Below are 22,100 nucleotides of genomic sequence, written 5' to 3' on the forward strand. Positions count from 1 at the left end.
TAATGGAAAAATGCGAAAGGTGATAGTTGGGGTATTTCCTGCAGGAGCGTAAGCGTTCGCCTTTGTTCTCAGGAAATCACCGCTATGACGCGAATATAATCAAAATTTCCAGAGAACAACAACCGGAAGGAGATGCCCCACCGGGGTACCATAGCAGATTTTCAGGGTTTTCAACCGATTCGGTTGCCATATGGCGTCTGCATTAATGAATCACTCGAATCGTGTCGCTCCCTGCAAAGCTTTTCCCGTCGAGCAGGCTTCCACTGACCGTTAGGGTTACATTCCCTTCGGCTGTTCCCAAAGCCGCGATCACCTGCTGCCTGTCAAATTTGACTGTCAGGCTTGAGCCCGTTCCTCCCGCCCCCTGCGGAATGGCTTGCGCGGGAATGACCTTGCCGTTCACCGTCAATCGGATCGAGCCTGTATCCAGCTGGGAAGCTGCGTATCCCTGGGGCAGAGCGATGCCGGCCGTCATCGAGTTCGCCCCGCCCTGGCTTTTGAGGTTCAGTGTCTTAGGGGTGATAGTGACGGCAGCATCAATAACTACCTGGAGGCTAACTGTCTGTTCCGTTATGTTGCCTGCTTTGTCGGATGCGGTGACGGTTAGCGTGTTGGCTCCCGCTAAATCAGCCAGCCTCACGGCTTGACCGTTCACCACCGGACTGCCGTTCAATAGAGCCTTTATGCTGTCTACGCCCGATAAATCGTCATAGACGGAATAAGCTACTGTCATCGTCTGGGACGTCGTGTAGGACGGAGCTGCCTTAATATCGATCATCGGCTTCACCGTATCGATATGGATGCCGTAGACGGCCGCCGTCGCCGTATTTCCCGCTTTATCCACCGCTGTCCCGGTTGCCGTCTGGTCTCTCCCATCGTTGGAAAGCACGATATCCGGAGTTACGCTGGCAACGCCCGAACCGCTATCGACAGCGGTAAAATGCACCGTTACCGGCGTACGGTACCAGCCGTTAAGATTAGGCTGCGGCGCAGCTTCACCGGTAATCACCGGGGGCACCGTATCTACTACCGTCACCTTTTGAGTTGCAGTCCGGGTACGTCCCTCGGCATCCTTGGCGGTCCAGGTAACCACCGTCGTTCCGAGCGGAAAATCACTCGGAGCATCATTGGTGACAACGACTCCTTCCGTCGATGTCGCTGTCCCGATGTCTACCTTAGTCCGTTCTCCCACGGCCTCCACAGTCAGATCACCGGGTACGGTAAGCTCAATTGGGTTGACCGGCGGCACATAATAGACTTCCACCTCGTTGATCGTCGGCTCCTTGCTGGCGCCGGACTCCAGCTTGGTCGAGTACATCAGAAGACGCAAATATTGCGTTGTGACCGGATCGAAATCGATCGTCTTGCTGGTTCCAATGGAGCTTCCTTCCGTTCCTGGAATGTCGATGTAGTTTTCGCCGTCCTCCGAATATTGCAGGACATAATGGTTCACCCTCTGGTAAGAACTCTCCCGTACAATCACCTGATTGAACGTAATGCTGTCACCAAAATCAACCGTCAAGTGCTGATTCGCGGTTTTTCCTTTCTCCGCAGACCAACGGGATGCAGGATTGCCGTCAAATGCTTTGGCCGCGCTGTAATCATTGCTCCATTGCGATGAAGCCGAATACGTTTTGTTCAGTGTATAGCTCTCTTGAACGACGCTTAATGCCAGAACCGCCTCAGTGCCCGAGCTAAATGTGAACCGAAGGTTGTATTGGCCCAGAGCCAGCTTCATGAGGTACGAGCTCTTGAAGGTCACAGAGGTTCCGTTATTGATGTAATCCGTTCCTTCCTTCAGCACCTGGCTGCCATCGTTAATGGAAAGAAGCGTATTGCCGTTCAGACTCATACCGATGGTGCTGTCGCCTGAATTTTGCGCATATTTCAAGGAGGATGAGCTAAGCTGCGCGCTTGCAGGAGGCAGTACATTGACGTTCAAGAAAGCATCGTTCCCTGCGCTGAAGGAGAAGGTCAGAGCATGATAGCCTTGCGCCAGCGAAGCCAGATACGACTTGTTCAACCGAACGGACGACCCTTCCGTCACATAATCCGTTCCTTCCCTTAGGCGGAGGCCGGTTTCATCTTTTATGCCTTCAAACGAATTACCGTTCAAGCTCATCTGAACCTTAACATCGTCTCCATTCTGCGGATAATCCACCGATTTTACGGATAAGCCCGACTGGGACGGCGGAAGTCCTGCTGCCTTAACCCCCATCTCATGGAACGGAATGGATTTAAATTCCGGAATGCTGGAGAAGATCACGGAATCATTCCTTAACTGGAAGTTTCCATTTGCCGCATCTTCAAAGCCTATGTCATCCTTGTTGGCAAAGGACAGATTGTTCTCGAAAGTGCCAAGCTTCATATTCTGGCTGTCTCCGGTAATAGGTCCGCTGTTGACAAACGCATTGTTGCGGACAACATTCCGTTTTGGCAGCAGGGGATCGTCGTTCAAAATATTGGGAAGCGTCGGGTAGCGCTGTGCCCAAATATCGCTCTGATAAGGAACCTGATCGAATTTGCTCATCAACGATTCATAATTTTTTTCACCGGGCTTATATCCGCGTGTCATGAAGGCGATCGAAGAGCCGGTATCGATGACCAGATTGTTCTCGACGACATTTTCCCGGCCGTTGGCCAGCTTGAACGCCTGCTTGCCGATCTTGTAGAACACGTTGCCCCTCATTTCCACGCCGCTCATGTAATCGTCCAAATAAATTGCTGCTGTCGATACACGCAAATCGCTGGCAATAATGTCGTGGAAATAGTTGTTATTAATGACATTGCCGCGCCATACGAAGCTTCTGCCCGAATAAATCGCCGAAGCATCCGCCGTTTCCTTGACCACATCGTAGATTTCGTTGTACTCCATCACATGGTCGTTTCCTCTGAACTGGATGGCGAGATGCGGCGCATTATGCATTTTGTTATGCGTGGCGCGGTTACCTACTCCATTCAGCTCAACGGCGGAGGTGTAAGTCAGCTTGATTCTGGCATAGTTGTAAATATCGTTATTATCCGCGTAGTTCCCTGCAGGAGTCAGCGTCGTAAAATCGCCGCCGTTCAACAGAACGCCCCCGTTTCCCATGCTGTAAATGCTTGAGCCGTATACTCCGTTGTTCCGTCCCCCGTTGATTTTGACCGCATAGCCGCCCATCTTGCTGATTTCGCAATATTGGATCCGGTTATTTTCTCCGCCCGTAATATCGATGGCGTTGCCCCTATGAACCTCCATCGCGAGATGGCTGAATATGACATTAGATGTATTGTTCATCGTAATCAAATTTTTATTGAATAAAGACAATTGAATTTTACTTTCCTGAAGCGGAGCCGGCGGATAGAGATACAGCATGCCTGTATTACGGTCTACATACCATTCGCCCGGGGCGTCCAGCTCCTCCAGAATATTGTAGAAATAAAAGCGCTGCCCGGCTTTCATCGCATAGCTGGTGCCCTTGTAGGTTTCGATAGTAGTACGCTCCTGGTCAATGGACTTGATCTGAAGATCGTTGGTTGCCCAATCGTTCCCCCAGTAACCCAGCATCCATGTGTAATCGATGCTCTGCCATTTATGCAGCCCGCTGTCCTTATAGGTAAAGGTATATCCTGTTCCTGCCGCACTGTCCGGGGTCTTCACTACCTGATCCACCGTCGTAAAGCCGCTGTTCGGCCATCGTGCGAGCGTCATAACGTTTCCATTGATAAACAGCTCCGGCGGAACGTTGCTGGTGCTGCCAAGCACGCCGTAGTCGGTAATGCCCAGCGCCTTAAGGTCCAGCTGCATGACTTTGCTGCCGGCTTCCTTGGGAAGCCTCCCCAGAATAGACGGGTCAGAGACGGGGCGGAACATGGAAGCATCGATCGTATCCCCGCCGGAAATAGTGACCTTCTCCCCCTGATACGCTTCGTAGGTAATAGGGGAATCCAGCGTTCCGGAGTCCCTCTCATCCAATTGAAACGTATCGGTGAACCGATACTCCCCGCCCCGGATGGTCACTTTGACTCCTCCTGGAGGAAGGGCCCCGGCACTTTTCATCTCGCGAATCGCGTCGCGGGCTTTTTCCAGCGTAGCGAAAGGGCGGCTCATCGTGCCCTCGAAGGTGTCGCTGCCGTTTTTGGCAACGTAGAGCTGCGTCGGCGCTTGATCCTGAGCGTGCACCATCTGCTCGTTCTCCACTACAGGCATGCCGCTGCCCAAAGCAACGCATAAAGCTACCAGCGTCCTGAACCCGGTCTTCATCCTCATTATCTCCCACCTCGCTGTAGAATGTATGTGCCTGTATTAGGCTCACATTCTCATAATACAGCGCTTTCAAGATCTGCCGTAAGCGATCAGCCTAACCTGTTTTGTTGTAAAATTAACTTCTTGGGGACAAGCACGGTTCATCCTAATGAACCCTGCTAGCGGCCAGGGAACAAATTGCGATATTCCGAAGGAGAGGCGCCTGCCCCTTTCCTGAATGCCGCAGAAAAATAGGACACATCCTTGAACCCGGTTCGGCGAGCGACTTCCCCAACCGTAAGATCCGTAGAGCTGAGCAGCTGCTTCGCCTTTTCCATTCTCCTTTCATGAATGTACCGCATAGGCGGCATCCCGAGATGCCTTTTGAATACACGGATAAAGTAATTCGGATGAAAATGGGCGTTCTGTGCGAGCTCCTCGATCGTCAGCTCCCTGGATAAATGATCGTCGATATAATGGATCGTATCCGTCAGTTTTCGCAAGGAATCATTGACGGCCTCCCGCCCATGGTCCGTAACCGCATGATCGATAAAATAAGAAATTATCGCGAAGAGAGCAGACTGGATTTTCAGCGAGGTAGTCGGGCCTTCATCTCTGCGATGCTCTTCCAGCTCCTGAAACCAGTACTGTAGCTCACGGCCTTCATCTGCTTTCACCACGTTGGTCAAACCGAACAACTGAAAGAGCCGGTTGAAATTCAAATTCGTTTTGAAATGACACCAATGCATGGTATAGGGAGTTCCGCCCGTGACAGAATAAGATTGCTCCACCCCGCCTGGTATAAACACCAGGTCCCCCGGCTCCGGACGGAGCTGCTCCTTGCCGATTTGAAGCCATCCTTCCCCGCCCTTAATCAGGTAAATTTTGTTATAAGAAGGAGTGAAGCGATGCCTGATCCAATCCGGAGAGCATACGGAAAGCTTCGCAAAAAGCAGTTGAACCCGCAATTGCGACAGCTGGTGATTCAGCAACTGCTTCTTTGCGTCATCCAAAAAGCCCCTCCTCCTTTCGTGGAACTTCTATTCCTAACCCGATCGTTACATTCATAATTCTATTCGCGAGAGGGAAACCCTTTCGGTCCAGGAAGACAATCCTCCTAATGAAAATGACCCCACAAAGAGCGGGGCCGGAAAAATGGTATAGTATGAGAAACCCTATCGAGCCCTATCAAAGACATTCGACCGTGTTTACTCTTCGTTCTTAAATAACATAATCAAGAACCTGCTCGTATTGGTAATATACCTTTGTATTTTTCATCGCAGGAGTATAAGCATGGAGAGTAACAACTCTTTGCTTGCCGTAATTGCACATTTGATGAATTTGGCCCTTCGGGGCAAACATAAATTGGTTAGGTCGAAGCACGGACTCGCCGCATTCATGGGCGTAGCCCTCTTTATCCAGCCAAAACTGCTTGTTGGTCAGCTCCCCTTCGAGCACATAGGCACATCCTATGGATTCTCCATGGTCGTGGATATAAGTTTCATGCCCTGCAGGCAAATGAATCAGGATGACCTCCACATGCTCGGATTGGAACAAGATCCTCCGGCCATAGGGCAAATGCGACGGCTCCGTCACATACATAGCTGCCTCCTCCGGATTCAAATTCAATCGCTCCACGGCTCTTCTCAAATCGTGGCCGGACGGAGCCGCCAAATGCCGAAACACTTGCTCGATGGATTCAAGTAGTTTCATGCTGTTACCCTCCATTAATCAACTTTTCTTTAATATTGTATAAGTAAATCTTATAATGTGTGCCGATTTTATACTTGTATTCCGCTTCTGCCCGGTTCGTGCTTTTCCTAATTGGCAGCAGCACAAATAATTGAATTATTGAACAGCCTTTTGGGGAAAATACCTCTCGAGGTGGGGAAATATGACATTCCTTCAAAAGCTTCTCAATCTTTTCTCGAATCAACCAGTAATAAATGAGACACAAGCCGAGACAGACAGCGTAACCCCGCCTTCGCTTGAGCAAACCATCACAGCATTTAAGGATTGTATGGATTTTAACCATCATGCCTTCAAGCAATGTCAAGTTGATGTGGTCTATCTGCCTACGCTGGTCGGGAATACGGAACTTTTTCGCGATGTGATCCATCCTTTTACTCACGCGGGAGAGAACGATGTTGCAGGCATATTGGCTCGGGGTACTTACCAGCCCGTTCAGGATAGCAAGGCATGTATCAAGGGCATTTTGGACGGCAAAGCGTCCGTCTTTTTCAGGCAAACTGCATATTTGGTCGATGTTTCCGAGGCTATTGGCCGAACCATTGAGCAATCGGAGACAGAAACTGTTATTACCGGACCGCATGATGGATTTGTGGAAAATATTTCGCTAAATATTGGCTTGCTTCGCAATAGGATCAAAAGCTCCAAGTTAAAAACAGTCAAGCTCCAAGTAGGTGAAGTGGCCAAATCGGATGTCGTCTTGATGTATCTTGAGGGCATTGCCGATCAGGAGCTTGTACAAACGCTCATCAAGCGAATTCAAAACATTGAAATTGACATGGTTACTGAAGGGAATATGCTGGTCCAGCTCATCGAAGAAAATCCGAACTCTGTTTTTCCGCAATTCATGACCACGGAACGCCCTGACGCTATCGTATCTAAAATTGTCGGAGGCCGAATTGTAGGACTTATTGACGGAAGCCCTTCCGCATTTTGCTGTCCAACCTCTTTTTTTGATTTCTTTTCTTCACCCGATGATTACTATAGTAGATGGCTCACAGGTACTGCGATCAGACTACTCCGTTTGGTCGGATTTATTCTTACGCTCGGTTTAACATCCTTTTACGTTTCGGCGACTACGTTTCATTACGAAATGATTCCGCATACCATGCTCTATAATTTAGTCGAATCGAGGAGTAAAGTTCCCTTTCCCCCGCTATTAGAAGCCTTGATTATGGAAACGACCATTGAATTGCTCAGAGAGGCCGGAGCAAGACTCCCGTCCAAAATTGGTCAAACCATTGGAATCGTTGGCGGTATCGTTATCGGACAGGCTGCTGTTCAAGCCGGTTTTACGAGTAATATCCTTATCATCACCGTTGCTACATCCGCCATCTCGTCATTCGTGGTTCCAAGCTATATTATGAGTGCATCCATCCGGCTCATCCGTTTCGGCTTCATCATTTTAGCAGGGATGCTTGGCAATCTGGGGCTTGTCATCGGCATCGGGTTTATGGTTATCCACCTTGCTGGAATCACCAATTTGGGTACTTCTTATTTAACGCCTGTTGCACCGATGAATGTGAACGATTCCTTGGATACATTCGTTCGAGGACCTTTCTGGTTATTGCGTAAACGTCCCAGTATTGTGAAAACTAAAAATAAGATCCGAAATAAAATGCGTAAATGACGGTGAATGGATGAAGGAAAAACTAAATGCTTTTCATATTGCTTTGCTCATCTATATGATCGAAATGGATATCAGCTTATTTGACCTTCCTCGTACTGTTGTCGAGAACCTGGGTACCAATGGTTGGGTAGGATATATTATTTTATCCTGCGTTGCATCATTCAACATTTTCCTTTACTGGGTTGTTTATAAGTGGGGAAATGGCAGGTCTGCTTTTCAAATCCTAGAGACATCACTTCCTAAGGTGCTGCTGTACCCATTCTATGTTGTCATTGCTTTGATCTGGATCGGGCTCGCTTCCTTAATCGGCAAGAACTTTATTTTTGTATTTCAACTGCTTTTTTTTCAATCCATGCACCCTATGCTTATTTTTTTCTTGTATTGTGCGATGGTTTATTGCTTAATTAGCAAAACTCTTTACAATATTTGCAAAGCCAATACGATCCTATTCTTTTTAACCATTTGGATAGTTGGATTGTGTCTCTTCTTTATTAAGGATTGGCAGCTCGTTCGATTCACCACCTCATTCTTACAAGGAGCATCCCATCCGCCTTCTCTGGCGAGTTGGGCTGAAATTTACAAGGCTTTTGTCGGTTACGAACTTTGCTTGTTCTTCATTCCTTTCACGAATAAAGAAAGCAAGCTGTTTAAAGGTGTCATGGCCGGACATTTGCTTACTACCTGTGTTCAATTATTCGTCATTTGGATTTCACTAGGCTTCTATAGCTTTCAACAATTACAAACCCTTCTTTATCCGCTAATGAATTTACTTAGCTACATTGAACTGCCTTTTATGAATCGAATAGAAAGTTTGGTGTTTCCTTTCTTTCTCTATGTGAACTTGATCTCAACGGTTATGTTTTGTTTTGCAGCACATATGACCTTGAAGCAAGTATTCCCCCACGCTCGACCCAAATGGATCGAAATAGGGATTACTGCGATTCTATTTGCCGTAGGATGGGTACCACAGATTCTTAGAAAGTCTCAAGAGCTGCTCAATACCGCTTTTTATATTGAAATGTGCATTGCGTTCTCGATGCCTCTTCTATTAATCCTTGTACTCCAATTCAATAAATGGAAGGAACAGAAGGCCAATCATGAAGTGTAAATGGGGTATCGTCATCGTTTTCTTGATCCTGGTTGGGTGCTCGGACGAAAAAATTCTCGAGAAGACGGGCTTTGTACGGTCTATTGCCTATGATGCCGCGAACGACAACAAAAATGGCAATTCCATAAGATTGACGATTAGCCTCCCGAGAGCAAATGAAAAAGAAACCCTCATCTACTCAACGGAAGCAAGAAGCAGCAGGGAAGCAAGAATGATTTTTGATAGGCAAAACAATCGAAAGATTGTGAACGGACAAGTGCGGCAGGTATTATTTGGCGATAAGTTCGCAAAGAAAGGCATTTGGAAGCATATTGACGCACTCGTCCGAGACCCTTCCTTCGGCAATCGCGTTCATGTCGTCGTAGTAGAAGGAGAGGCCAATAAATTGTTAACGAAAAAATACCCCCAAGGCCAGACGGTCGGGGAATATATTGATGATCTTATCCGAACGGAAGCGAAGGTTAACGACATTCCTTACACCAACCTGTATTCTTTTGTTAGGGATATTCAAGATGACGGCACTGATCCCGTAGCTTCCCTAATCAAAGAAAACAAAACAAGCATCATCATTAATGGGGTCGCGCTGTTCCGGGACGATCAATATGTAGCCAAAGTACAGCCGGAAGATAAAATGTATTTCGCTTTGCTTCATGAGGATATTGGTGCAGGAAATATTTATATGAATCTAAGTGAGATTGATCCCAATAAACATGAAGATGCTGCATTACTATACGTGTCCAGCGATAGAAAAATACGAATCTTATCCTCCCCGGACACATTATTGAACAGAAACAAGCTGAAGGTTGCCATAGACCTCAATATTATAGGGTCCTTGTTAGAATATTCAGGTGAATTAAACATGAAAAAGGAGGAGGATCAGAAAAAGCTGGAAGCTTTGATGGTTCGTTTGGTGGAAAAAAAGAGCTTGGAACTACTAAGCATCATGCAAAAGAACCGGGTTGACTCCATAGGTATCGGACAGTATGCGAGAAACTTAATTTCTTTTACCGAATGGTTGAAACTTCCTCGTCGAGAGATCATCTCTAATGCAGAAATTACCGTACACGCACATGTGAAAATTAAAGACTTCGGTAGATTGCTGCAGTAAAGACCTGCTTATCCGTAAATGAAAAGGAGCTACCGTTCCCAGGAAGGTTCGATAGCCCGCGATTGATTCTATAAGCTGCCTACCGTCTTCTCCACGGCCTGAATGTATTGTTCATACATTCGTTCCCACTCGCGCTTGCGATCCATGACCGTATCGTTCAATAACGCTGCGATAACGTCGAGGCAGACATGCCATCCGGCCAGATCCTTAGGCGTATGCGGGGTGACAGCCTGAATCGTCTCCTTCAGATAAAGAAGACAGCCTCCCGGCTCGGCAGCCAGCTCAAAGCGCACACGGTCCTCTCCCCACGTGTATTCCAGAGCAGACAAAGACTTCATATCGAGGATCATCATATCCAGCTGGGTCCCATCCGGCATGTTGAACCTGATAAGCCCACCCTGACGCAGCTCTTCCACCTCAAGCTCAGGGAACCATTGGTTCAGCTTTTCATTCTCCGTCAAATAAGCCCATACCTCCTCAATCGAATGCTTGTAATGCCGTTCGAATTGAGCGATAAACCCGTGATCCGCCTTACGCAGTTCGGCCAGCATGCTTACCCCTCCCTTTCTTTTGATTGTATATTTCCCAGCTTGTCCAGATGCTTCATCCCTTCACGCCGACTAAGCGGCTTCAACTCATGGCTTTGGATAAAATCTCTGACCGCCTCGGGATTCGTCTTGGAATATTCGCGTAATGCCCAGCCGATAGCCTTCTGAATGAAAAATTCATCCGAATCGGACCGGCGCTGTATGTACCGGAACAGTAAGGACTCCTGCGTTCGGCTCTTATATTTTAATTGAAAAAGAATGGCCGATCTTTGCAGCCAAATAGGATCGGATTCAATCCAGCGGTCAGCATAGCTCGCGATCAGCTCCGGATGCTTTTGAAATAAATATCCCGCTCCATTAGGAGCGATCCCATCTACCGTATCCCACCATGATTTGTGGACGATCAGCCATTCCAATAAGTCGATATGCTCTTTTTCCAGCTTCCTTTGCATTTTGACCAAAAGATCAATCGCCGTATACTGATACTCCCGTTCCGGCATGCTCCACAATGATGTAACGACTTCCGGAAGCTCCTCTAACGGGGGGAGCCCGTTACGATGCACCCATTCCTTAAACAGCTCTACCCGCTTCGGGCCCCGTATACCCAAAAAATCGAACTGATTGCGCATATACTGCTTCATGGGCGCCGCTTCCGCTTCATTACGGCAGCTGCTTACTAATTCAATCCACGATTTCACATAAGAATTCATCTGGACCTCCGGAAGGGCTTAAGAATAACTAAGGCAATCAGCTTGCCAATCATTAATCACAGTATATCACAAGCAATGGCATCCATCCGAACGGAAAAAGTGGCGGGATAGGACCGCTTTTGCTACAATGAACTCGATCATCTGACAACTGTGATACAGAAGAGGAGGACCAGCAAGTGCCCGGATTTTTATTGGATTTGGATGGTACACTGTACCACGGAGATACACCGATCCCTGAAGCTGCCGATTTCATCCGATGGCTGAAGCAAGAGGGACATCCCTATGTATACGTGACGAATAATTCCTCAAGACCCCCTGAGCAGGTCGCTGCCCATCTAGGACGAGTCGGCATAGACGCGAAACCCGAGGAGGTGCTTACTTCCTCCCAGGCTGCCGCGATGTACATGCAGGAGCAAAACCAAGGCAACCGCATGTATCTGATCGGTGAAGCGGGATTGGAGCTAGCGATGCAGGACGCCGGCTTCGAGCCGGTAACTGATGGTCCTGCGGACTATGTGGTTCAGGGCATCGACCGCAGCTTCAATTACGAGAAGATGGCGAGAGCCGTCAGCCTGATACGGTCGGGCGCCGGCTTCATTATGACCAACCCGGACCATCTGCTTCCCTGGAACAATGAGCTCCGCCCCGGCGCAGGCTCCATCGGCGCCTCTATCGAGAGAGCCAGCCAGACGGAGCCTGTCGTCATCGGCAAGCCTTCCCCTATCATTATGAACTATGCCATACGCAAGCTGAATTTGCCGCCGGAGCAGATTTGGGTTGTCGGGGATAATCTGTTGACCGACATTCAAGGAGGCATCGCGGCTCAGTGCCGAACGGCGCTGGTGCTTACCGGCCTTATTAACCGGAATACGCTGGAGGAGCAGCTGGCGAAGACAGGAGTTCAACCGGATTGGGTATGCGATACCTTGACAGATTTGATGGACAGATTAGGCCAAGCCTAGCGGAAGCCATAGAAAAAGAGCTTAGCAGTGAACGGCATCTCCATTGGTTAGGTAAGTCTAACGTTGGGTGCAGGTCACAGCCTCAGCTCTTTTTTTAGTCCGGAAACAATCGTTTTTCCCAAGCCGCCGTCCCAGATATCCCTTATAGTTTATGTAGTAAATCATTCGGGAACGAAGTACTTTTTGTTTGCTCAGCCGGAGCAAGTGTCATATAATGAAAATAGCTTTCAAGAAACGGATTTTATATTTTTTGTAAAGATGATAAAATTTATCTATTTTGACGAAGCTAACTGGGAAGCAATAAACCCCTTTTGGAGAGGAGGTTCCGGCATTGAACTTAAACCAACTAGAAACACTGCTTACCATTTCCAAAACGATGAGCTTTCGCAAAGCGGGAGAAGTATTGAACTTGACACAGCCGGCTGTCTCCGCACAGATCAAAAGCCTGGAGGACGAATTTAAAACCGTACTGATCGACCGTAATCAGCCCGTGACGCTCACCGATAGCGGACGGGTATTTTTGGAGCATGCGGAAATCATTCTGCAGACCGTTGAAGATTTGAAACAGCGTTTAGCCGATCTGAATTCAACGCCTCAAGGTCATATCCACTTGGGAACGACAACCTCGATAGCGATACAAATATTGCCGCGGGTGCTGTCTTACTTTCAGAATCAGTTTCCGCTGATCAAAACGACGATTCACTCAATGACCTCCTCGCAAATTATGCACAGCGTGGAAAATGGGTCCATCGATATCGGCATCACCTATTTGTTCGAGAAGCATCCGGCGTTGGAAAGCTCCGTGCTGTATTACGACACGTTTGAGCTGGTGGTTTCACCCGCACATCCGTTAAGCCGCTTCCAGCATATTCCGATGGAGAAGCTGAGAGATATTCCTCTCATAATGCTGTCTCCGGAAACGGCCGGGCGGCGATTCGTCGATCAAATTTTCAAGCATCTGAACATTACCCCTCAAATCGTGATGGAACTGTCCAGCAGTGAGGAAGTCAAGCGAATGGTGGAGCTGAATCTGGGCGCCGCGATTATTTCCAAGCTATCCATTGCCACCGAGCTGCGTCTCGGCACGCTGAAGATGATAAAGGTCAATGAGCTTGAAAGCAGCCACCCCGTCGGGGTCGTCTATAAATCCGGACGTTACTTAAGCTCGGCGCTCCATCAATTTTTAGAGGATTTGAAAGGCATGCAGGAAATTCAATTTATAGGATCGGAGTGACTTGATATGAAATTTGATTTGCATACGCATCATGAACGTTGCGGCCATGCCCTCGGCACAATCCGCGACTATATCGAGGCGGGCATACGGCACGGACTGTCCGTTATCGGCATATCGGACCATTCACCCTACTTTGCAAGCGACGTGGAGCAGGAGCAGCCCGGCATTGCGATGGCTAAAAGCGAGTTCAGCCGTTATGTAGACGAGGTGCTGAAGCTGAAGCAGGAGTATGCCGGAAAAATCGACGTTCTGCTGGGTGTCGAATCCGACTTTTTCCCTGAGCACGCGGACGTGTACCGCAAGGTGTATGAGCAATATCCTTTCGACTATATTATCGGTTCCGTCCATCTGTCGGGCGGCGTCAGCATCTTCAATAAAAAGCGTTGGAACGGTTTGACCGACCGGCAAAAAGTCGAGCAAAAAGAGCTTTACTATGACCTGATTCAGCAATCCGCTCGCAGCGGCATGTTCCAGATTCTCGGCCATATCGATGCCATGCGCGGCTTCTACCCTGCCTTCTCCGATATTCCTACGGATGCCGTGGACAAAACATTGCAAATTATCGCAGAACAGGACATTGCTATTGAAATCAACACCTCCGGCAAAACGAAGGACTGCGGCGGCTGGTACCCTATCGATGCTGTTCTTGAGCGCGCCTGCCATTATGGCGTAAGAGTTACCTTCGGTTCCGACGCACACAAGCCGGAACGTGTCGGCGACGATTGGGAATTGGTGAGCAAGCGGCTCAAAGAAATCGGCTTTACCGAATGGGTATACTACAAGCAAAAAGAGCGCCAGATCGTCCCTCTATAAACTTGAAGTACATATTGGCCCTCCTAAGCAAAAGACCCGTCTCCCTCGTCGGAGAACGGGCTTTTTTGTGCTGCTGCTTAAGCAAAATCGCTGAAACAATTGCAATCCATTTGTCGTCATATAAGGAAAAAGGAGGGTCCTTATGAAAAAATCCGTTGCTATCCCTATGGCTGCACTGTTCGTCATAGCTGAATGCGTAATCCTATGGAGCATAGTCCATACCGTTCAAACCGGCATGAGCTCCAATGCAAGCAAGAACCATAATGAACTTCCGGATATTGCGAATACTGCGAAAATGACAACTCCCAGCGGTCCGCCTGCTGCCAAGCTGTACGCGGATAAAGCGCAATTTCGAAGCAGCGAGACGATGAGCCTTCACTTAAAAAATGAAAGCTCCTCCCTCATTTCTTTTGGCGTCGGTTATAAAATAGAAATCCATAAGCATGGCGAATGGACACCCTATCCTATGACTATTGCCTTCGTAGATCTTGGAATCATGATGGAGCCCGGCGGGGTCCATGATCAAGATGTTCCGCTAAATCAACTGAAGAAAGGCCATTACCGGATTACTAAAGAGGTCCATCTCGAAGGGTCGGGCCTACAAGCGGTTTCCTTTGAATTCGATGTGGATGGATAAAGTATACAATTAGAGCTGTAACCCAAATGCTAGTTTGCCTTGATTTGATACGAAACCGCCTGCTTCCAGCCTTCCAGCCTGTGCTCTCGTAGTGCGTCGCCCGCAGATTGCGGGGTAAACGTACGATCAAATCCGTTCATCTGCACAAGCTCCGCCGTATCCTGCCAGAAGCCGACGGCTAGCCCGGCCAGACATGCCGCTCCCAGGGCCGTCGTTTCGATCACCTTGGGGCGGGCGACGGGAACGCCCAGCATATCGGCCTGAAACTGCATCAGGAAGTTGTTTTTGACTGCGCCGCCGTCAACGCGCAGCTCGGTCAAATGAATGCCCGACTCCTCCTCCATAACCTGCAGCACCTCTGCGCTCTGATAGGCTATGGATTCGAGGGCTGCTCTTACCAGATGGGCTTTGCCGGCACCCCGGGTCAAGCCAGTGATCATCCCCCGGGCATCCGGCTCCCAATACGGTGTCCCGAGCCCTGTGAAGGCAGGCACGAAGTAGACTCCCTCCGTATTTTCGACGGACAAGGCCAACGCTTCGGTTTCCGCGGCATCCTGAATGAGTCCCAAGCCGTCGCGCAGCCATTGAATGACCGTTCCCGCATTAAATACGCTGCCCTCCAGTGCGTAGCAGACCTCGCCATTCATCTTCCAGGCAATTGTGGTGATAAGTCCCTTTCGGGACATAACCGGTCTGGCCCCTGTCTGCTTCAGAACAAAGCACCCTGTGCCATAAGTATTTTTGGCCATTCCCTCTTTAAAGCAGCCCTGCCCGAATAAAGCGGCCTGCTGATCCCCGGCTGCCCCCGCGATAGGAACGCGGATGTCCTCGGCAAGCAGCGTCGTGTACCCGTAGACTTCGCTTGATGCCCGAACCTCCGGAAGCATCGCAGCCGGAATGTTGAATTCCTTTAAAATTTCCTCATCCCATTGCACGGTATGAATATTCAGCAGCATCGTTCTCGATGCATTCGAGACATCGGTCACATGCACGGCTCCCTCCGTCAGCTTCCAGATGAGCCAGGAGTCGATAGTGCCGAACAAGGCTTCTCCCCGTTCAGCTTTCTCTCTAATATGCGGATGGTTATCAAGAACCCATTTCAGCTTCGTGCCCGAAAAATAGGCATCCAGCACTAGGCCCGTCTTCTGCCTGATCTTGTCCTCCCAGCCCTGCTGCTTCAGCTCATCGCACAAGCCGCTGGTGCGGCGGCACTGCCAAACAATAGCCCGGTGGAGCGGTTCTCCCGTTATTTTATCCCATACCACGGTAGTTTCCCTTTGATTCGTAATCCCTATGGCAGCGATTTCATCAACGGCAATCGATTGCACTGCCTGGCGCAGCACCTCCAGCTGGGTATTCCAAATTTCGTTCGCATCATGCTCAACCCATCCGGATTGGGGAAAATATTGCGTGAATTCCTTTTGCGCCGTATGCACAATCGTCCCTTGACGGTCAAAAACGATGGCTCTGCAGCTCGTAGTTCCTTGATCTATAGCAACGACATAACGGGACTTCTTCATCGGCCTTCCTCCTTGTCGTACATGAACAAACTTGTAAACCGTTTTCATGTTGAAATCTAACACAAACCCATTTTCTCTGTCAATAACTATTGCTTCATCGTCATTCTCATGTTATGATACGGTTAATTAAGCAGCAATTGAACAAGTTAATACATTTGGTCAGAGAATAAGAGTAGACCGCAACATACCTTGCCGAAGCTAATTGGGCTTCTGCAGGGACGTGTTAGCGGTCTTTTTTGTTGTTTACACAACCCAACATGACGAAAAGGATGATACAGATGACGACGAATTTTTCTGGAGCGCACCGTGCTGATCATATAGAACGGCTCTCTAATCAGACATTGGATTTGCTAGTTATTGGCGGAGGCATTACGGGGGCGGGAATCGCGCTGGACGCCCAAACCAGAGGCATGTCGACAGGTCTTATCGAAATGCAGGATTTCGGTGCCGGGACCTCAAGCCGCTCCACGAAGCTGATCCACGGCGGGCTTCGTTACTTGAAGCAGCTCGAATTCAAGCTGGTGGCCGAGGTAGGAAAAGAACGCGCGATTGTATACGAGAATGCGCCGCATGTGACGACACCGGAATGGATGCTGCTGCCGATTATTGAGGGCGGTACCTATGGGAAGCTGGCAACCTCTGTCGGTTTGCTTGTATACGATTATTTGGCGGGCGTACGCAAGCAGGAGCGCCGTATCATGCTGAATAAGGACAAAACCTTGAATATGGAGCCGCTGCTGCGGAAGGATAAATTAAAAGGCGGGGGCTATTACGTAGAATACCGGACCGATGATGCCAGATTGACCATCGAGACGATGAAGGAAGCGGTTCGCCGCGGGGTTCACGCGCTGAATTACGCAAAAGCGGAGGATTTGATCTACGATCAGGGTCAAATAGTCGGAGTCCGCGCCGTCGATCAATTGACCGGTCAAGCCTTCGACATCCGAGCGAAAAAGATTGTCAATGCAGCCGGTCCGTGGGTAGACACGATCAGAGAAATCGACGGCTCGAAGCAAGGCAAACGGCTGCATCTAACCAAGGGCGTCCATCTCGTTGTTGACGGCAAAAGGTTCCCTCTGAAGCAAGCGATCTATTTCGATACGCCGGACGGACGTATGGTGTTCGCCATTCCGCGCGACGGCAAAACCTATATAGGGACTACCGATACGAACTATACCGGCGACATTGCCCGTCCGCGCATGACTGTTGAGGACAGAGATTACATCTTGAAGGCCGCCAACTTTATGTTCCCTACCCTCAAGCTGGAGCCCAAGGATGTAGAATCCAGCTGGTCAGGCTTGCGTCCGCTGATACATGAGGACGGCAAATCACCGTCCGAGCTTTCACGCAAGGACGAGATCTTCATCGCTCCGTCTGGGCTGATCACTATCGCAGGCGGCAAGCTGACCGGTTACCGCAAAATGGCCGAGCGGATCGTCAACCTGGTTGCCAACCAGTTGGAGCAGCAAGGACATTCCCCTTTCCCTGGCTGCACCACAGACAAGGTCAAGCTGTCGGGCGGGGATGTAGGCGGATCTCAAGGCTATGCCTCCTTTATCAAAACCAAAGTACAGCAGGCTGCCAAATTCGGGCTGAATGAACGTGAAGCGACCCTGCTGGTTACACGTTACGGGTCCAATGCAGACCGCCTGTTCGAGCTGTACCGGGAGCATCAGGAGGAAGCTGACAAGTACGGTATGCCTGCTCTGTGGCTGGCCATGCTGATCTATGGAATTGAAGCGGAGATGGTGTCTACCCCATCCGATTTCTTCATCCGCCGGACCGGCGCCATGTACTTCGACATTGCCTCCGTTCATCAATGGAAGCAGCCGGTTATCGCATATATGGCCGACTTGTTCGGCTGGAGCGAGGCAGAGATCGAGCAGCACAGCCAAGTCCTCGAGAAGCGGCGGGAAGATGCTGTCAATCCTATTACCGCAGACCCCAAGTAATTATCCCTGGGCTTCATATTGTCTCCATATTTCCTTGCGGGAGGTCGTCACGGCGACCGCCCCCGCCTTCAAGGCCATCTCCACATCCTCCACCGTGCGGATCAGTCCGCCTGCCAGGATCGGAATCCCCAGCTCCTCCTTCATCTCCGAAATAATATGAGGCATAATGCCCGGAAGCACTTCAATGTAATCCGGCTGAACCTTCTCCGTAATTTTATAGGTCATCTCCAGTGCCGTCGTATCCAGCAAAAAATGCCGCTGAATCGCCAGCACTTTATTTTTTTTGGCTGTCGCTATGGCAGCGCTTTTAGTGGATATTATGCCGGCCGGCTTGACCGACTGGCATAAAAATTCCACCGCGTACTCATCATTCTTCAACCCCTGAATCAAATCGGCATGGATCAGCATCTTCTTTTGATGCGATCTTGCAAGCTGCACAATACTGGCCAGCTGGGAAATATGAATGTCGAGCAGAACCAGGTATTGGAACCGGCTCTTCAACAGCAGCTCAAGATCCCGCATTTTCCGAACGGCGGGAAGTACATTTTGACCGTAAAAGCTCAATCCGTCTGCCTCCTTCCAGCATAGGCTGTTATGATAATTGCTGCTCCAGCGACTTGTACACATTCGGGATCGTAACCATAAATTTGGAGCCTTGTCCCAAGGTGCTTGTCACCTCAATCTTGCCCTCGTGAGCCTCTACTAACGCTTTAACGATACTTAAGCCAAGACCGACCCCTCCGCTAAAGCGGGACCTGGACTTATCGACCCTGTACAGCCGGTTAAATACATAAGGCAAATCCGCCTCGCTGATTCCAATACCCGTATCCTCACAATAGATAATAGTAGAATCGATCGTCCAATCAACCCCAAGCGTGACCTTTCCGCCTTCGTCCGTATACTTAATCGCATTGGATACAATGTTCGAAATGACCTGTATCATCTTATCGCGGTCGATTTCGGCGTAGCAAGGAGCATTGGTAGGGACAAATTGCAGCTTGACGCCCTTGCTCTTGGCCATCTGCTGAAAATTGCGGTAGACGTTCTGGGTCAGCTGTACGATATTAATTCGCCGAATGTTTATCGTAAACCGGGCGGCCTCCGCCTCGGATAAGCGTTCCATATCATTCATCAGGCGGGTAAGCCGGATCAGCTCGTCATAGATTTGCTCCAGCCATTCCAGATCCACTTCATAGATCCCGTCAATCATCGCTTCCAGCTGGGAGAGCATGGATGTCAGCGGCGTTCGAAGCTCGTGGGTCAAATCCTCCATAAGATGATGGCGCCAATCCTCCTGCTTCTTCAGCTCCCTGGAGAGCTCGTTTAACGTTAAAGCAAGCCTCCGGACCTCCTCCGGACCTTTGACGGCCGCCTGTACCTCCCAATTGCCCAGACGGATTTTATTCGCCGTTTCCTGCAGTCTTTGCAAATGTGCGGACAGCAGACGGGCAACGACAAAGCTGACCAGCACGGAGATCAGGATAATGACACCGTACAAGATTCCGGAACGGGTTTCCATCATTTTTTGATAGGCGATGACATTCGGATCGATCTGATTCAATGTCTTTAAATATCCTACTTGCAGAATGCCGCGGGTCTCTCCCTTGGCAACCACCGGATACTCCTGGATGATAAGATCCTTTTGGTTTTGTACACGCGAGAACATATCAAACCAGACCGTATGCTTGTCCTCTCCGTAACGGACGAGAATGCCGTATAATGTGGCCCTCCGGTTCAGCCAAGACTTCTGCTCCTCCGTATATGGCCCTACCGACAAATTATCGTTGCGCATATCGTCTATTAATTTGAAAGCGTTTACTTTTAACTGATCCTCCTGATAGTGCGTGAAGACATCCTGCCAATTAAAATTATAGCCGTAAGCCACCACCGATATAATCAAGATGAAGCAGCTTTGAAGCGTTAAAAACAAGATCACTTCCATTTTGCGAAATACTTTAATCATCTCAAGTTGTTTCCTTCGTATCCGATTCTGCGGCAAATTTATAGCCTGAGCCTACCATGGTAAGAATATACCGGGGCTCCTTGGTGTCTTCCTCGATTTTTTTGCGCAAATTTTTGACGTGGGTATCGATGGAACGGCTGTCTCCCTGAAAACGATAGCCAAGCACATGATAAGAAAGATCGCTGCGCGACCAAATCTTGCCCGGCTTGCTCGTAAACACCGTTAACAGCTTGAATTCCGTCGTTGTCAAATTCGCATGTACGCCGCGTACCAGCAGGGTGTTCGCTTCCAAGTCTACGACTAACTGGCCTCTATCGAAGGTCAATACGTTTTGCTTGACGGCATCGGCTTTGTAAGCATGAATGCGGCGTCGAAGAGCATGAATGCGGGCAATAACTTCTTTAACCCGGAAAGGCTTCGCTATATAGTCATCGGCTCCCAGATTTAATCCTGCAATTGTATCGCTCTCCCTCGACTTGGAAGTCAGCATGATGATAGGTACGACCGATTTGGCGCGGATTTGCTGGCATACCTCTTCTCCCGACAGGCCCTCCAGCATAAGATCCAAAATAACCAGATCATAAGAACCGTTCTCGAACAATTGAACGGCCTCCAAGCCGTTTGCCGTGCAATCGACTTCCCATCCTTCATTCTTCAAATATGCGGTGACTACTTCGCGGATTTTGAGCTCGTCCTCCACAAGTAATATATGCATTCAAAATACCCCCTATTTCTACATATTACTTGCCAAATTAGAATTAGACAAGCAAAAAAGCCTGAATTTCTCAGGCTTTTTGCTTTCACGCAGAGCTGGTCATAGTCGTTTCATCGCACTGTGTACCTGCTATCCGAAGCATGGCTATCCCCCTTGTTTCCCGGGAAATAATGACGCGTCAGACCATCGGCTTAGGATAGGTGAAAGAAAAAAGCCTGCTCGCAGCAGGCTTCCTACTTCTTACTATTCTACAAGACCCGTACGCTCTACGCCTTCTACGAACCAGCGCTGAGTGAACGTGTAGACTACCAAGACCGGCATAATGATCAAGAACGATGCGGCCATCTTGATCGGCTCCGCAAAAATACTTGGACCGGCCTGCTCCGCTTCGGCTGTTAAGGATGCAGCCAGACGCGACAAGCTGATGGACAGCGGAACCTCTTTTGCCCCGAACATATACATCGTAGGGAAATAGAAATCGTTCCAGTTCCAAACGAAGGAGAACAAGAATACGACGATGATCGCCGAAGTCGAGATCGGCAGCATAACCCGGAAAAACACTCTGAATACATTCGCACCGTCCATTTTGGCTGCCTCCTCAAGCTCCTTAGGAAGCGTGCTGAAGAACTGGCGGTAGATGATGACAAAGAGCGCGCCTTTCAAGCCATGCCCGAATATGGCAGGCACGATGAGCGGCAGGTACGTATTGATCCATCCGAAGTCTTTGAACAGCAGAATGGATGGCAAAATGGTCACCTGAGGCGGCATGACGAACGTAAAGATGAGACATACGAACCAGAATTTTTTAAGCGGAAAATCCAATCTGGCAAAGGCATATCCCGCAATAGCGCATGAAATGACTTGCAGCACTGCAACGCTAAGCGACACCGTCATACTGATAAAGAAAGCGTTGGAATACTTCAACAGCCGGAACGCTTCCTGCAGATGGCCTGTAAAGAAGGACCTCGGAACCCAAATAACAGCCGGATCCAGCAGGTTGGCGGAGTCCTTAATCATGGTCGTGATCATATAAATGATCGGCTTCACATAGATAAAGGCCACGTCAATCAAAATCAGGTACATGAACAGCCTGAATATTAAGCCTTTATCGGCTTCCTTGCCTATCAGCAGGTTTTTGGCCGCTGTCAGCCATGACCTGACCGAATGAGAATCGAAGCGCACGTTCTTGATATCTTTTATTACTTTTTGCATTCCGTCTCGCCTCC

General features: G+C 49.2%; 18 protein-coding genes. 8 read left to right on the forward strand and 10 right to left on the reverse strand.

What is annotated here, in order from left to right; genetic code table 11:
• Positions 1-202 precede the first annotated feature (202 nt).
• The 3 genes from ABEA66_RS18905 to ABEA66_RS18915 form a co-directional block, all read right to left on the reverse strand.
• Positions 203-4,243, reverse strand: a complete 4,041-nt coding sequence (locus ABEA66_RS18905) for a X2-like carbohydrate binding domain-containing protein (RefSeq protein ID WP_345589795.1) — start codon at positions 4,241-4,243, stop codon at positions 203-205.
• A gap of 161 nt (positions 4,244-4,404) precedes the next feature.
• Positions 4,405-5,238 (reverse strand): AraC family transcriptional regulator, encoded by an 834-nt coding sequence (locus ABEA66_RS18910; protein ID WP_345589797.1) that lies wholly within the window; start codon positions 5,236-5,238, stop codon positions 4,405-4,407.
• Between the two features lie 208 nt (positions 5,239-5,446).
• A complete protein-coding gene (locus ABEA66_RS18915; RefSeq protein ID WP_345589799.1) occupies positions 5,447-5,938 on the reverse strand; it encodes a cysteine dioxygenase in 492 nt (163 codons plus the stop codon).
• A 181-nt stretch (positions 5,939-6,119) separates the two neighbouring features.
• Between ABEA66_RS18915 and ABEA66_RS18920 the strand changes: the two genes are divergently transcribed.
• From ABEA66_RS18920 to ABEA66_RS18930, 3 genes are read left to right on the forward strand one after another with little or no spacing between them, the layout of a single operon-like run.
• Positions 6,120-7,604 (forward strand): spore germination protein, encoded by a 1,485-nt coding sequence (locus ABEA66_RS18920; protein WP_345589801.1) that lies wholly within the window; start codon positions 6,120-6,122, stop codon positions 7,602-7,604.
• A gap of 10 nt (positions 7,605-7,614) precedes the next feature.
• A complete protein-coding gene (locus ABEA66_RS18925) occupies positions 7,615-8,712 on the forward strand; it encodes a GerAB/ArcD/ProY family transporter (RefSeq protein WP_345589803.1) in 1,098 nt (365 codons plus the stop codon).
• The gene (locus ABEA66_RS18930; RefSeq protein ID WP_345589805.1) at positions 8,702-9,820 is read left to right on the forward strand and encodes a Ger(x)C family spore germination protein; all 1,119 of its coding nucleotides are present in this window, start codon (positions 8,702-8,704) and stop codon (positions 9,818-9,820) included. The genes ABEA66_RS18925 and ABEA66_RS18930 overlap by 11 nt, the downstream gene beginning before the upstream one ends.
• A gap of 68 nt (positions 9,821-9,888) precedes the next feature.
• Here ABEA66_RS18930 and ABEA66_RS18935 read toward each other — a convergent pair whose 3' ends face one another.
• Both ABEA66_RS18935 and ABEA66_RS18940 read right to left on the reverse strand, forming a co-directional pair.
• A complete protein-coding gene (locus ABEA66_RS18935) occupies positions 9,889-10,371 on the reverse strand; it encodes an SRPBCC family protein (RefSeq protein WP_345589807.1) in 483 nt (160 codons plus the stop codon).
• Positions 10,372-10,373: 2 nt separating this feature from the next.
• Positions 10,374-11,078 carry a DNA alkylation repair protein gene (locus tag ABEA66_RS18940; RefSeq protein WP_345589809.1) on the reverse strand — a complete coding sequence of 235 codons (705 nt, stop codon included), beginning with the start codon at positions 11,076-11,078 and terminating at the stop codon, positions 10,374-10,376.
• Between the two features lie 176 nt (positions 11,079-11,254).
• Here ABEA66_RS18940 and ABEA66_RS18945 point away from each other — a divergent pair, with 176 nt between their 5' ends.
• The 4 genes from ABEA66_RS18945 to ABEA66_RS18960 all read left to right on the forward strand — a co-directional run bounded on the left by ABEA66_RS18945 (position 11,255) and on the right by ABEA66_RS18960 (position 14,724).
• Positions 11,255-12,040, forward strand: a complete 786-nt coding sequence (locus ABEA66_RS18945; RefSeq protein ID WP_345589811.1) for an HAD-IIA family hydrolase — start codon at positions 11,255-11,257, stop codon at positions 12,038-12,040.
• Between the two features lie 331 nt (positions 12,041-12,371).
• On the forward strand, positions 12,372-13,274 hold the full coding sequence (locus ABEA66_RS18950; protein WP_079909837.1) for a LysR family transcriptional regulator: 903 nt from the start codon (positions 12,372-12,374) through the stop codon (positions 13,272-13,274).
• Positions 13,275-13,280: 6 nt separating this feature from the next.
• Positions 13,281-14,087: a histidinol-phosphatase gene (locus ABEA66_RS18955; protein ID WP_192704073.1), complete on the forward strand. Its 807-nt coding sequence runs from the start codon at positions 13,281-13,283 to the stop codon at positions 14,085-14,087.
• Positions 14,088-14,229: 142 nt separating this feature from the next.
• Positions 14,230-14,724 (forward strand): immunoglobulin-like domain-containing protein, encoded by a 495-nt coding sequence (locus ABEA66_RS18960; protein WP_345589814.1) that lies wholly within the window; start codon positions 14,230-14,232, stop codon positions 14,722-14,724.
• Positions 14,725-14,753: 29 nt separating this feature from the next.
• On the opposite strand, the gene glpK is transcribed toward ABEA66_RS18960, so the two are convergent.
• Entirely contained in the window at positions 14,754-16,244 is a 1,491-nt protein-coding gene (gene glpK, locus ABEA66_RS18965; protein ID WP_345589817.1) for a glycerol kinase GlpK, read from the reverse strand.
• A gap of 278 nt (positions 16,245-16,522) precedes the next feature.
• Between glpK and ABEA66_RS18970 the strand changes: the two genes are divergently transcribed.
• Entirely contained in the window at positions 16,523-18,196 is a 1,674-nt protein-coding gene (locus tag ABEA66_RS18970; protein ID WP_345589819.1) for a glycerol-3-phosphate dehydrogenase/oxidase, read from the forward strand.
• Here ABEA66_RS18970 and ABEA66_RS18975 read toward each other — a convergent pair whose 3' ends face one another.
• The 4 genes from ABEA66_RS18975 to ABEA66_RS18990 all read right to left on the reverse strand — a co-directional run bounded on the left by ABEA66_RS18975 (position 18,197) and on the right by ABEA66_RS18990 (position 22,086).
• Positions 18,197-18,760 (reverse strand): glycerol-3-phosphate responsive antiterminator, encoded by a 564-nt coding sequence (locus tag ABEA66_RS18975; RefSeq protein WP_345589822.1) that lies wholly within the window; start codon positions 18,758-18,760, stop codon positions 18,197-18,199. It abuts the gene before it with no gap.
• A gap of 28 nt (positions 18,761-18,788) precedes the next feature.
• A complete protein-coding gene (locus ABEA66_RS18980) occupies positions 18,789-20,159 on the reverse strand; it encodes a sensor histidine kinase (protein WP_345589824.1) in 1,371 nt (456 codons plus the stop codon).
• Position 20,160: 1 nt separating this feature from the next.
• A complete protein-coding gene (locus tag ABEA66_RS18985) occupies positions 20,161-20,874 on the reverse strand; it encodes a response regulator transcription factor (protein ID WP_079909830.1) in 714 nt (237 codons plus the stop codon).
• Between the two features lie 243 nt (positions 20,875-21,117).
• Positions 21,118-22,086, reverse strand: coding sequence for a carbohydrate ABC transporter permease (locus ABEA66_RS18990; RefSeq protein ID WP_079909829.1), 969 nt, complete (start codon positions 22,084-22,086; stop codon positions 21,118-21,120).
• Positions 22,087-22,100: the final 14 nt, after the last annotated feature.

The sequence above is a fragment of the Paenibacillus vulneris genome (genome assembly GCF_039543185.1).
Taxonomy (GTDB): Bacteria; Bacillota; Bacilli; order Paenibacillales; family NBRC-103111; genus Paenibacillus_S; species Paenibacillus_S vulneris.